Below are 12,511 nucleotides of genomic sequence, written 5' to 3' on the forward strand. Positions count from 1 at the left end.
GCATCTAGGTTCAGCACGAGCATCTAGGTTCAGCACGAGCATCTAGGTTCAGCACGAGCATCTAGGTTCAGCACGAGAGCCCGACCCTGGGAGGGGTCGCGCCCACCGTCACATCCGCTGCACAGCGGTGACGGTGAGCGCGACCTCTCCCTTCTCGTCGGAGGCGGCCAGGTCGACCTCGGCCAGCACGGCCCAGTCGTGGTCGCCGGCGGGGTCGGCCAGCACCTGGCGCACCTTCCACGTGCCGGGGTTCTGCTCCACCTGGAACAGCTGGGGGCCGCGGGCGTCGGGGCCGGTGCCGATCTCGTCGTGGTCGTCGAAGTACTCCTCCAGCGAGCCCGCCCAGTCCACGTCCGGGTCGAGGTCGTCCAGGGCGTCCCACTGCTCGCGCGCGGCCAGCTGGATGCGGCGGAACAGGGCGTTGCGCACCAGCACCCGGAAGCTGCGGGTGTTGGCGGTGATCGACCGGGGAGCGTCGTCCAGCGGCTGCTCGTGCGGGACGCTCTCCGGGTTCTGCAGGGCCTCCCACTCGTCGAGCAGGCTGGAGTCCACCCCGCGGATCAGCTCGCCGAGCCACTCGGTGAGGTCGGCGAGCTCCTCGGTGCGGGCGTCCTCGGGAACCGTCTGGCGCAGCGCCCGGTAGGCGTCGGTGAGGTAGCGCAGCACCAAGCCCTCGGAGCGGCCCAGGTTGTAGTGGCTGACCAGCTCGGTGAAGGTCATGGAGTGCTCCACCATGTCGCGCACCACCGACTTGGGCGACAGGTTGAGCTCGCTCACCCACGGGTGGCCCTGTCGGTAGGTCTCGAACGCCGGGTAGAGCAGCTCCTCGGCCAGTGGCTTGGGCCAGGTGACCTCCTCCAGCAGCTCCATCCGCTCCTCGTACTCGATGCCCTCGGCCTTCATCGCCGCCACCGCCTCACCACGGGCGGCGTGCTGCTGGGCCATGAGCACCTGGCGGGGGTCGTCCAGCGTCGACTCGATCACCGACACCACGTCCAGGGCGTAGGTGGGCGAGGCCGGGTCGAGCAGCTCCAGCACCGCCAGCGCGAACGGCGACAGCGCCTGGTTCAGCGCGAAGTCGCGCTGCAGGTCCACCGTCAGCGCCACGGTGCGGCCGTGCTCGTCGGGCTCGGGCAGCACCCGCACGATGCCGGCGTCGCGCAGGCTGCGGTAGAGCCGGATGGCCGACAGCGCGTGCTTGCGCTGCTGGGCGGGGCTCTCGTGGTTGTCGGTGATGAGGTGGCGCATCGCGGCGAAGGCGTCGCCCGGACGGCTGATCACGTTGAGCAGCATGGAGTTGCTCACCGAGAACCGGGAGGTGAGCTGCTCGGGGTCGGCGGCCACCAGGCGGTCGAAGGTGGGCCGGCCCCAGGAGACGAAACCCTCCGGCGCCTTCTTGCGCTGCACCCGCTTGAGCTTCTTGGGGTCGTCGCCGGCCTTGGCCACCAGCCGGGCGTTCTCCACGTCGTGCTCGGGGGCCTGCACCACCACGGTGCCCAGCGTGTCGTAGCCCGCACGCCCGGCCCGGCCGGCGATCTGGTGGAACTCCCGAGCCCGCAGGTGCCGGGTGCGCACCCCGTCGTACTTGGTGAGACCGGTGAACAGCACGGTGCGGATGGGCACGTTGATGCCCACCCCGAGGGTGTCGGTGCCGCAGATGACCTTGAGCAGGCCGGCCTGGGCCAGGCGCTCCACCAGCCGGCGGTACTTGGGCAGCATCCCGGCGTGGTGCACGCCGATGCCCATCCGCACCAGCCGCGAGAGCGTCTTGCCGAAGCCGGTGGAGAAGCGGAAGCCACCGATCATCTCGGCCACGGCGTCCTTCTCCGCCTTGGTGCACAGCTTGACGCTGGTGAGCGCCTGGGCCCGCTCCAGCGCGGAGGCCTGGGTGAAGTGCACGACGTAGACCGGCGCCTGGTTGGTGGCGACGAGCTCCTCGATGGTCTCCTGCAGCGGGGTGTTGACGTAGGAGAACATCAGCGGCACCGGGCGCTCGGTGCCGCTGACCACGGCCACCTCCCGGCCGGTGCGGCGCCGCAGGTCGTCCACGAAGAAGCTGACGTCGCCGAGGGTCGCGGACATGAGGACGAACTGCGCGTCGGGCAGCTCGATGAGCGGCACCTGCCAGGCCCACCCGCGGTCGGGCTCGGAGTAGAAGTGGAACTCGTCCATCACCACCTGGCCGATGTCCGCGCCGGTGCCCTCGCGCAGCGCGAGGTTGGCCACGATCTCGGCGGTGGCACAGATGATTGGCGCGCTGGAGTTCACCGCGGCGTCGCCGGTCATCATGCCGACGTTCTCCGCGCCGAACACCTCGCACAGGGCGAAGAACTTCTCGCTCACCAGCGCCTTGATGGGGGCGGTGTAGAAGGTGCGCTTCTTGGCCGCCATCGCCGCGAAGTGCGCGCCGATGGCCACCATCGACTTCCCCGACCCGGTGGGGGTGGCCAGGACGACGTGCGAGCCGGAGACGATCTCCAGCACCGCCTCCTCCTGCGCGGGGTAGAGGGTGATCCCGCGCTCCTGGGTCCACTCGGTGAAGGCCTCGAACAGGGAGTCCTCGTCGGGCGAGCTGGGGATCCGGGCGGTCAGGGTGGCCGGAGCGGGAGTTGTCATGGTGGTACCTATCGTGCCCTGCCGGGCGCTGGCGGTGGCGCGGCGGGCGATCGCGGGTGAAGTTGGCTAGGTTGACGAGATGGCTGACACACAGGTGACCACAGTGGAAACAGGCCCGCGCAGGGTCTCCCGACGAGTCGTGGTGGACGCCACTCCCGCCGAGGTCTTCGCCCTAGCGGCGGACCCGCGGCGCCACGGCGAGCTGGACGGGTCCGGCACGGTGCGCGACTCGGTGAAGGCGCCCGACACGCTCAGCAAGGGTGCCAAGTTCTCGGTGAGCATGAAGATGTACGGCGTGCCTTACCGCATCACCAGCACCGTCGTGGACTTCGAGCCCGACCGGGTGATCGAGTGGCGCCACCCCATGGGTCACACCTGGCGGTGGGAGCTCGCCCCGGTCTCGCCCGGGCAGACCGAGGTGGTGGAGACCTTCAGCTACGGCACCCACGTGCTGCCCAAGGCGCTCGAGCTCGTCGGCGTGCCCAAGATGAACGGCACCGGCATCACCCGCACCCTGGAGAAGCTGCAGCAGCGCTTCGCCAGCTGACCTGCCGCGGGCAGACCCTGCTCCGGCTACAGCCCCTCGGGACCGTCGCCGGAGGAGGGGTCCTGCCCGGCGTTCTGGGCGAGGAAGCGCTCGAGCTCGGCCCCCAGCTCGTCACCGGTGGGCAGCTCGCCGTTGGCCGCCAGCAGCGAGGTCCGCTCCTGCGAGCCGACGTAGGCGTCGTACTGGCGCTCCAGGGCCTGCACCACGGTGGCCACCTCCTCCGAGGCGGTCACCTGCGCGTCGATCTGCTCGCGCACCCGAGCTGCGGCCTCGGTGAGCTCCTCGGTGGGCAGCGTCAACCCGGAGGCGTCGCTCAGGTGCGACAGCAGGGTGAGCGCGGCCTCGGGGTAGTCGGTCTGGGTGAGGTAGTGCGGCACGTGCACGGCGAAGCCCATCGCCTCGTGCCCCGCCTCGCCCAGGCGCAGCTCGAGCAGCGAGGCCGCGCTGGCCGGAACCTGCACGTTGCCCACCCACGGCTCGTAGCCGCGGACCAGGTCGGTGGAGGTGCCGTGCGCGGTGACCCCGGTGGGGCGGGTGTGCGGCACGGCCATGGGGATGGCGTTGAGGCCGATGGTGCGGCGCACGCCGAAGCGCTCCGACAGCATTCGGACCGCGGTGATGAACCGCTCCCACTTCAGGTCGGGCTCCATGCCGGCCAGGAGCAGGAACGGGGTGCCGGTGGCGTCCTTGACCGAGTACAGGTTCAGCGTGGGCTCGGCGTAGCTGGCGAAGTGGTCGCCCTCGAAGCCCATCATCGGCCGGCGGGAGCGGTAGTCCAGCAGCGCGTCGATGTCGAAGCTGGCGACCAGGTCGGTCTCCATCGACTCGCGCAGGTGCGTGGTGGCGATGCGGACCGCGTGCCCGGCGTCGGAGAAGCCTTCCATCCCGTGCACCAGCACCGGACCGCTCCCGTCCGCACCCGTCAGCTCGGGGGAGGGGAACTCAAGTTCGTACATGGGGGAGCTCTCGTCGTTGGTCATGGGTGGTTCGTCACCTTCCGTCACGTCCCTACATTGTCCCCCAACGTCGGGCTGCGGTGCCGCATTCCGTCCCGCCCGCGTCTCGCCCGAGGAGGCGAGACCCGTCACAGCCGGCGGGGCGACCCGCTCAGCTGGAGCAGGCCTCAGCTGGAGAAGGCGTTGAGCGCGCGGATCTTGTTGGTGACGTCCAGCGCCGCCACCTTGTAGGCCTCGGAGAGGGTGGGGTAGTTGAACACCGCGTCCACCAGGTAGTCCACCGTGCCACCACACCCCATCACCGCCTGGCCGATGTGCACCAGGTCGGTGGCGCCGGAGCCGAAGACGTGCACGCCGAGCAGGGTGCGGTCCTCGGTGGAGACCAACAGCTTGAGCATCCCGTAGGCGTCGCCGGTGATCTGCCCGCGGGCGAGCTCGCGGTAGCGGGCGGTGCCCACCTCGTAGGGCACCGACGACTCGGTGAGCTGCACCTCGGTCTTGCCCACGTAGGAGACCTCGGGGATGGAGTAGATGCCGATCGGCTGCAGGCCCAGGTCCTTCGGCGTGGGCTCGCCGAAGGCGTGGTAGGCGGCCAGGCGACCCTGGTCCATGGACGTCGCCGCCAGCGCGGGGAAGCCGATGACGTCGCCGACGGCGTAGATGTGGTCGACCTCGGTGCGGTAGTGCTCGTCCACCGCGATGCGGCCGCGCTTGTCCGCCTTCAGCCCCGCCGCCTTCAGCTTGAGCTCGTCGGTGAGGCCCTGCCGGCCGGCGGAGTACATCACCGTCTCGGCGGGGATGCGCTTGCCGCTGGCCAGCGTGGTCACCGTGCCGCGGCTGCCCTTGGTCACCTTGGTGACCTCCTCGCCGAAGCGGAAGGTGACCGCCAGGTCGCGCAGGTGGAACTTCAGCGACTCCACGATCTCGGAGTCGCAGAACGCCAGCATCCCGGCCCGCTGCTCCACCACGGTGACCCGGGTGCCCAGGGCGGCGAACATGGAGGCGTACTCGATGCCCACCACGCCGGCGCCCACCACGACCATGCTGGCGGGGATCTTGGTCAGGTGGAGGATGCCGTCGGAGTCCAGCACCCGCTCGTCGTCGAACTCCACGTCCGCCGGCCGGGCTGGCCGGGTGCCGGTGGCGATGACGATCTTGGCCGCCCGGACGGTGGTGTGCTCGCGCTTGTTCTCCCCGTCGACCACCACGGTGTGCGGGTCGCTGAAGTGCGCGGTGCCGGTGAGCAGGTCCACCCGGTTGCGCATCAGCTGGGACCGCACCGTCTGGGTGTCCTTGCCGATGGTGTGCTGCGTGCGCGCCAGCAGGTCGTCCACCGTGATGTCGGACTTCACCCGGTAGCTGTCGCCGTAGAGCGTGCGCTCGTTCATGCCGGTGAGGTAGAGCACGGCCTCGCGCATGGTCTTGGACGGGATGGTGCCGGTGTTGGTGCACACCCCGCCGAGCATCCTGACCTTCTCCACGACGGCAACCCGCTTGCCCAGCTTGGCCGCAGCGATCGCCGCCTTCTGCCCTCCGGGGCCGGAGCCGATCACCACCAGGTCGTAGTCGTTGGCCTCGTCCTCCGCCTCGACCGGGGCCGGCACCTCGTCGATCGTCGCGCTGTCGGTCATGGAAGTCCTTCCGACGGTAAGTGTGTGACGCTACCGGAGCAGCCGGTGCCGGCCCGGGGCGAAGAGAAGTCCTTACGGGACGGTAACGCCGCTCTTACTCACCCGCAGGGTCGTCGGAGACGGCCACGTCGTCGTTCCCCCAGTAGGCGCGCATGGCCGTGATGCGGCCCTGCTCGTCGAAGGTCATCACGTCGATGCTGGAGATGGTGGTGACCCGGCCGCCGGCGTGCATGCGCACGTCCAGCTGGAACGCCGCGGTGTCGGCGACCGCGCGCACGGTCACCAGCTCGGCCTCCAGCTTCATCCCCGCCATGCCGCTGTAGTGGGTGGCGATCTCCTCGCGGCCGCGCCGCACCGGGCCGCCGTAGGGGTCCTCCAGGGTGGCGTCGTCGGCGTAGAGGCCGACGATCGTGTCGACGTCCCCGGCGGTGACGGAGGCGATGTAGGTGGCGACGACGTCGCGCAGCTGGTCGGGTGCGGGCACGGCGGGCTCCTGAGCGGTGGGAGGCGAGGGTCGGGGCCTAGTTCTAGCCCGCACGCGTCGGCGACGGCGAGGGCCGTTCCCGGTGGGTGGTGGGTGGCCGTCACCGCGGTCCGCGCGCCTGGTGCGGGTTCTGGGACGATGGTCGGCGACGTCGGCTCTGTCCGAGCCGCAGGTCTTCCCGCCCAAGTCGAGAGAGGTGGCAGCACATGCCCCAGCAGGTACGCGGAGTGATCGCCCGGAGCAAGGGTGCCCCGGTGGAGCTGGTGACCATCACCGTTCCCGACCCTGGTCCCGGCGAGGTGGTCGTGGACGTGCAGGCCTGCGGCGTCTGCCACACCGACCTGACCTACCGCGACGGCGGGATCAACGACGAGTTCCCCTTCCTGCTGGGCCACGAGGCGGCCGGCGTGGTGGAGTCGATCGGCGAGGGCGTCACGCACGTGCAGCCGGGCGACTTCGTGGTGCTCAACTGGCGCGCGGTGTGCGGGGAGTGCCGGGCCTGCAAGCGTGGCCGCCCGTGGTACTGCTTCAACACCCACAACGCCACGCAGAAGATGACGCTGGAGGACGGCACCGAGCTCACCCCGGCGCTGGGCATCGGCTCCTTCGCCGACAAGACCCTCGTCGCGGCTGGCCAGTGCACCAAGGTGGACGCCTCGGCCGATCCCGCCGTGGTGGGCCTGCTCGGCTGCGGCGTGATGGCCGGGATCGGTGCGGCGGTGAACACCGGCAACGTCAGCCGGGGTGACTCGGTGGCGGTGATCGGCTGCGGCGGCGTGGGCGACGCGGCGATCGCCGGTGCCCGCCTGGCCGGGGCGTCGAAGATCATCGCCATCGACCGCGACCCCAAGAAGCTGGAGTGGGCCACCGACCTCGGTGCCACCCACACCATCGACGCCTCCGCCGTGGACGACGTGGTGACCGCGGTGCAGGAGCTCACCGACGGCTTCGGCGCGGACGTGGTGATCGACGCGGTGGGTCGTCCGGAGACCTGGAAGCAGGCCTTCTACGCCCGTGACCTGGCCGGCACCGTGGTGCTGGTGGGGGTGCCCACGCCGGAGATGCAGATCGAGATGCCCCTGGTGGACCTGTTCTCCCACGGCGGCTCGCTGAAGTCGTCGTGGTACGGCGACTGCCTGCCCGAGCGGGACTTCCCGGTCCTGGTGGACCTGTACCAGCAGGGCCGGCTGCCGCTGGAGCGCTTCGTCACCGAGCGGATCGGCCTGGAGGACGTGGAGCAGGCCTTCACCACCATCCACTCCGGCGGCGCACTGCGCTCGGTGGTGGTGCTGTGAGCGTGCGCGTGGACCACGTGGTCACCTCCGGCACCTTCAGCCTCGACGGCGGCACCTGGGACGTGGACAACAACATCTGGCTGATCGGTGACGACTCCGAGGTGGTGGTGGTCGACGCCGCCCACGACGCCCAGCCGATCATCGACGCCGTGGGTGGCCGCCGCGTGCTGGCAGTGGTGTGCACGCACGGCCACGACGACCACGTGACGGTCGCACCGCAGCTGGGCGAGCAGCTCGACGCCCCGGTGCTGCTGCACCCGGCCGACCAGGTGCTGTGGGACATGACCCACCCGGGCGTGCAGCACGGCGAGCTGTCCGACGGGCAGCGCATCTCGGTGGCCGGCACCGAGATCCAGGTGCTGCACACGCCAGGGCACTCCCCGGGCAGCTCGTGCCTGTACCTGCCCGAGGCGGGCGTGCTGTGCACCGGCGACACCTTGTTCTCCGGCGGCCCCGGCGCCACCGGGCGGTCGTACTCGGACTTCCCGACCATCATCGGCTCCATCCGGGACCGGCTGTTCGCCCTGCCCGAGGACACCACGGTGCTCACCGGCCACGGCGACGGCACGACCATCGGCAGCGAGGCCCCACACCTGCAGGAGTGGATCGCCCGCGGCAGCTGAGCCCCCGCCGGTCTCGCCCGGCTAGCAGGCAGGCCCGACACGTCACCGCAACGGCCGCCCCCGCCACGACTGTGGTCCACACTCCGCCCGGAGTGTCCACAGCGTGGGGTGGGTGGCCGTTGCCCGTCGCGCCCGGGCGGCAGGGTCACGCCATGACCACCTCAGCCGACTCGCCCCCGAGCACCATCCGCATCGCCGAGCCAGGCGAGCTGATCGCCTCGCTGCCCGCCCTGCTGGGCTTCGTGCCCCAGCGCTCACTGGTCCTGCTCTGCCTGGAGGGGCCCACCGGCGCCCGGGTGGGACTGGTGATGCGGGTGGACCTGCCGCACCCGCACCAGGCCGAGCCGGGGCACGTCCCGGCGCTCACCGAGGAGCTGTCGGTGCAGTGCGCCCGGCGTGGCACGGTGGCGGTGGTCCTGGTGGTGGTCGACGACCGGTCCCGGCGCCCGGACGCCCACGCCGACCTCCTCACCGAGCTGGTGGCCGCCTGCGAGGCGGTGGGCACCGCGGTGCTGGGGGTGCACGGCGTGGCGGTCGTCGCGGCCGGTGCACCGTGGTGGAGCCGGGACCGGGTGTCCGGCGCTGTCGATGGCCGGTGGCGAACGGATGCCGGTGTGCTGCCCGACCCGCAGAGCTGCCCGGCCGCCGCCGCGCACGTGGCGCACGGGCGGGTGATCCACGGGGGGCGCGAGGAGCTGGACGCGCTGCTGGGTGGTGGCGACGCCGACGAGCGCCGGCGGTGCGCCCAGCTGGTCGACCGGGCGCTGGAGGAGTCGCTGCAGGCGCGGCAGACCTGGGGCCAGCGGGCGGTGCGGGAGGACCTGGAGGCGGTGCTGGCCGCCGTGGCCCGCACCGAGAACGGGGAGGCAGTGGACGCCGACGAGGCGGCCCGCCTGGGGGTGGCGCTGGCGGACCCGCTGGTGCGCGACGCGTGCTTCGCCCTGGCGGTGGGCGAGCACGCCGCGGCGGCCGAGTCGCTGTGGCTGCAGCTGTGCCGGTTGCTGCCCGAGCCGGAGAAGGCGGAGCCGGCGGTGCTGGTGGCCTACGGCTGCTACGTGCGCGGCGAGGGCCCGCTGGCGGGGATCGCGCTGCGCGCGGCGCTGGAGGCTGACCCCGGACACCGCATGGCGGGGCTGCTGGAGGCCGCCCTGGCCGGTGGTCTGCGCCCGGAGGCGGTGCGCGAGCTGGCCGACACCGCGATCGAGGTCGCCGCCGACCTCGGGGTCACGCTCCCGGCTGGGCCGTCCGCTGCTGGATGAGGGACCACGCGTCGGCCACGATGGTGTCCAGCTCGGGCCGCGACGGCTTCCAGCCGAGCTCGGCGGCCGCTCGCGCGCTGGAGGCCACCAGCACGGCCGGGTCGCCGGCGCGGCGAGCAGCCACCTGCGCGGGGATGGGGTGGCCGGTCACCCGGCGGCAGGCCTCGATGACCTCCAGCACGGAGAAACCAGTGCCGGTGCCCAGGTTGTAGATGCTGTGCCGCCCCGCCTCGGCGTGCTCCAGCGCCAGCAGGTGCGCCTCGGCGAGGTCACGCACGTGGATGTAGTCGCGCAGGCAGGTGCCGTCCGCGGTCGGCCAGTCGTCGCCGTAGACGGTGATGTGCTCGCGACCGCCGCTGGCCACCTGCAGCACCAGCGGGATCAGGTGCGTCTCCACGGTGTGCCGCTCGCCGTAGCCGCCGTGGGCGCCGGCCACGTTGAAGTAGCGCAGGCTCACCGCCGCCAGGCCGTGGGCGTTGGCGTAGGAGGTGATGGCGTGGTCGATCGCCAGCTTGCTCGCGCCGTAGGGGTTGGTGGGCCGGGTGGGCGCGTCCTCCGTGATCGGGTTGGTCTCGGGCTCGCCGTAGGTGGCAGCGGTGGAGGAGAACACCAGCCGCGGCACACCGGTGGCCCGCACCGCCTCCAGCAGCTGCAGGCTGGTCACCACGTTGCCGAACCAGTACAGCTCGGGGCGCTCCACCGACTCGCCGACCAGCGACTTGGCGGCGAAGTGCAGCACGCCGTCCATGCCCTCGGCCAGCAGTGCGTGGGCGTCGGTGGCCACGTCGCCCTCCACGAAGCGGGCGGCGGGGGAGACCGCGTCGCGGTGCCCGGTGGAGAGGTTGTCCAGCACCGTGACGTCGTGACCGCGCTCCACCAGCAGGTCGGTGCACACGCTGCCGACGTAGCCGGCCCCTCCGGTGACGAGCAGCTTCACGACGACCTCTTCCTGGTGGGACGGGCGGGCTTGCGGTTCCTGGCGTGGCTGGTCGGCCCCGCCGGTGCCCCGGCGGCGAGCGGCGTCGCGGTGAGCGGTGTCGCGGGCTAGCTGGCGGCCGGAGCGGCTGCGTCGACCAGCTCCACCTGGACCGCGTGCGCCATCTCGGTGGGCAGGTGGGCGGTGGTGTGCCCGGTGACGGTGATCTCCACCCCGGTGCGGGTGCGCTCCACGGTGACCCGGGCGTCGGGCACCACGCCGGCCTGGCGCAGCTGCGCCATCACCCCGGCGTCGGTCTGCACGTGCTCGGAGATGCGGCGCACCACCACGGCCACCGGGGCCTTGCCGGCGGCGTCGGTGAGCCGGACCAGCGTGGCGCCGTTGACGGGGCTCGGGGTGCCTCCGAGGTCGGCCAGGCCGGGGATCGGGTTGCCGTAGGGGGAGGTCGTGGGGTGGTCGAGCACCTCCACCAGGCGGCGCTCCACGCCCTCGCTCATCACGTGCTCCCAGCGGCAGGCCTCGGCGTGCACCTCTTCCCAGGCGAGCCCGATGACGTCCACCAGCAGTCGCTCGGCCAGCCGGTGCTTGCGCATCACCGCGATGGCCACGGCACGGCCCTCGGGCGTCAGCTCCAGGTGACGGTCCTGGGCCACGGCGAGCAGGCCGTCCCGCTCCATGCGCGCCACGGTCTGGCTCACGGTCGGGCCACTCTGCTCCAGGCGCTCGGCAATGCGGGCGCGCAGCGGGGTGACGCCCTCTTCCTCGAGCTCGTAGATGGTCCGCAGGTACATTTCCGTGGTGTCGACCAGGTCGTTCACGCTCACACCCCTTCGTTGTCCACGAGTATATGTACCGGGGTGGTCATCCGACGAAGGCTGTGGCGAGACGCTCGCCCGGCACGCCGCGATCCCGCTGGCGGCTGCCAGACAGTAGCGTCGCCGGCATGAGCCAGGCGCCAGCTGCAGTCGTGTGGACCAGTGACTACCTCAGCTACAAGCTGAGCGAGGACCACCCGCTCGACCCCATCCGGCTGGACCTGACCATGCGGCTGTCCCGCGGGCTGGGTCTGTTGGACGGGGTGGAGACCATCCGGCCGCAGGCGGCCACCGACGACGACCTGCTGCGCATCCACACCCCGGCCTACCTGGCGGCGGTCAAGGGCGCGCCCACCCAGCTGCAGGCGGTCAACCATGGCCTGGGCACCGAGGACAACCCCATCTTCGAGCACATGCACGAGTCCAGCGCGCTGCTCACCGGCGGCTCGCTGGCCGCCGCGCGGGAGATCGCCGCCGGCCGCACGCGCCGGGCGGTCTCCCTCGGCGGCGGCCTGCACCACGCCATGGCCGACGCAGCCTCCGGGTTCTGCGTCTACAACGACCCCGCCATCGCCATCTCCTGGCTGCTCGACCACGGCTACGACCGCATCGCCTACGTGGACGTGGACGTCCACCACGGCGACGGGGTGCAGGCGGCGTTCGTGCACGACCCGCGGGTGCTCACCCTGTCCCTGCACCAGCACCCCGCCACGCTCTGGCCCGGCACCGGCTGGCCCCAGGAGGTCGGCCGGGGCGAGGCGGCCGGCAGCACCGTCAACCTGCCGCTGATGCCCGGCACCGACGACCAGTCGTGGCTGCGGGCCTTCCACGCCGTCGTTCCCGGGGTGCTGCGCGCCTTCCGCCCGCAGGTGCTGGTCACCCAGTGCGGGGTGGACACCCACCGCGAGGACCCGCTGGCTGACCTGCGCCTGAGCGTGGACGGGCACCGGGCCATCTTCCAGGCGCTGCGGGCGCTGGCCGAGGAGACTGCGGAGGGGCGGTGGCTGGCGATGGGCGGCGGCGGCTACGGGCTGCTGCGGGTGGTGCCCCGCTCGTGGACGCACCTGCTCGCCGCGGTGCTCGACCGCGACGTCGCCGTGGAGCGGCAGGTGCCCGCAGACTGGACCGCCCACGTGGCCACGCTCTCGCCGCAGGTGCCGGTACCCACCACAATGGGTGACGGCACCGACGTCACCCACCAGCCCTGGGACGGCGTGGCTGCCAGCGGAGATCCAGCAACGACCAAGGTGGACACCATGATTCGCGACACGCGACGTGCGGTGTTCCCGCTTCTCGGGCTGGACCCGGAGGACCCTCGAGACTGAGATCGCGGGACCGAGCAGGGGGA

At 71.8% G+C, this 12,511-nt stretch carries 11 protein-coding genes; 5 read left to right on the forward strand and 6 right to left on the reverse strand.

The features are described 5' to 3' along the window. Positions 1-108 precede the first annotated feature (108 nt). The gene (locus AC3YNX_RS11075; RefSeq protein WP_489995522.1) at positions 109-2,616 is read right to left on the reverse strand and encodes a DEAD/DEAH box helicase; all 2,508 of its coding nucleotides are present in this window, start codon (positions 2,614-2,616) and stop codon (positions 109-111) included. 79 nt (positions 2,617-2,695) lie between these two features. On the opposite strand from AC3YNX_RS11075, the gene AC3YNX_RS11080 reads away from it, so the two are divergent. Further along, positions 2,696-3,163 (forward strand): SRPBCC family protein, encoded by a 468-nt coding sequence (locus AC3YNX_RS11080; RefSeq protein ID WP_127783352.1) that lies wholly within the window; start codon positions 2,696-2,698, stop codon positions 3,161-3,163. Positions 3,164-3,189: 26 nt separating this feature from the next. On the opposite strand, the gene AC3YNX_RS11085 is transcribed toward AC3YNX_RS11080, so the two are convergent. The 3 genes from AC3YNX_RS11085 to AC3YNX_RS11095 form a co-directional block, all read right to left on the reverse strand. Beyond that, positions 3,190-4,143 carry a proteasome assembly chaperone family protein gene (locus tag AC3YNX_RS11085; RefSeq protein ID WP_206517992.1) on the reverse strand — a complete coding sequence of 318 codons (954 nt, stop codon included), beginning with the start codon at positions 4,141-4,143 and terminating at the stop codon, positions 3,190-3,192. Between the two features lie 143 nt (positions 4,144-4,286). After that, on the reverse strand, positions 4,287-5,750 hold the full coding sequence (sthA, locus tag AC3YNX_RS11090; RefSeq protein ID WP_127783351.1) for a Si-specific NAD(P)(+) transhydrogenase: 1,464 nt from the start codon (positions 5,748-5,750) through the stop codon (positions 4,287-4,289). Between the two features lie 94 nt (positions 5,751-5,844). Next, a complete protein-coding gene (locus tag AC3YNX_RS11095; RefSeq protein WP_489995523.1) occupies positions 5,845-6,234 on the reverse strand; it encodes a nuclear transport factor 2 family protein in 390 nt (129 codons plus the stop codon). Between the two features lie 206 nt (positions 6,235-6,440). Between AC3YNX_RS11095 and AC3YNX_RS11100 the strand changes: the two genes are divergently transcribed. The 3 genes from AC3YNX_RS11100 to AC3YNX_RS11110 all read left to right on the forward strand — a co-directional run bounded on the left by AC3YNX_RS11100 (position 6,441) and on the right by AC3YNX_RS11110 (position 9,411). After that, complete coding sequence (locus tag AC3YNX_RS11100; RefSeq protein ID WP_489995524.1) at positions 6,441-7,529, forward strand: S-(hydroxymethyl)mycothiol dehydrogenase; 1,089 nt, start codon at positions 6,441-6,443, stop codon at positions 7,527-7,529. Beyond that, positions 7,526-8,152 carry an MBL fold metallo-hydrolase gene (locus tag AC3YNX_RS11105; protein ID WP_127783348.1) on the forward strand — a complete coding sequence of 209 codons (627 nt, stop codon included), beginning with the start codon at positions 7,526-7,528 and terminating at the stop codon, positions 8,150-8,152. The genes AC3YNX_RS11100 and AC3YNX_RS11105 overlap by 4 nt, the downstream gene beginning before the upstream one ends. Positions 8,153-8,304: 152 nt before the next feature. Then, positions 8,305-9,411 (forward strand): DUF4192 domain-containing protein, encoded by a 1,107-nt coding sequence (locus AC3YNX_RS11110; RefSeq protein ID WP_489995525.1) that lies wholly within the window; start codon positions 8,305-8,307, stop codon positions 9,409-9,411. Here AC3YNX_RS11110 and galE read toward each other — a convergent pair. Further along, positions 9,377-10,348 (reverse strand): UDP-glucose 4-epimerase GalE, encoded by a 972-nt coding sequence (gene galE, locus AC3YNX_RS11115; RefSeq protein WP_489995526.1) that lies wholly within the window; start codon positions 10,346-10,348, stop codon positions 9,377-9,379. The genes AC3YNX_RS11110 and galE overlap by 35 nt on opposite strands. 107 nt (positions 10,349-10,455) lie before the next feature. Further along, positions 10,456-11,166 (reverse strand): iron-dependent transcriptional repressor DtxR, encoded by a 711-nt coding sequence (locus AC3YNX_RS11120; RefSeq protein ID WP_127784814.1) that lies wholly within the window; start codon positions 11,164-11,166, stop codon positions 10,456-10,458. 125 nt (positions 11,167-11,291) lie between these two features. Between AC3YNX_RS11120 and AC3YNX_RS11125 the strand changes: the two genes are divergently transcribed. Beyond that, positions 11,292-12,488, forward strand: a complete 1,197-nt coding sequence (locus AC3YNX_RS11125) for an acetoin utilization protein AcuC (protein ID WP_127783345.1) — start codon at positions 11,292-11,294, stop codon at positions 12,486-12,488. Positions 12,489-12,511: the final 23 nt, after the last annotated feature.

The sequence above is a fragment of the Rhodococcus sp. Z13_19A genome (assembly GCF_058133575.1).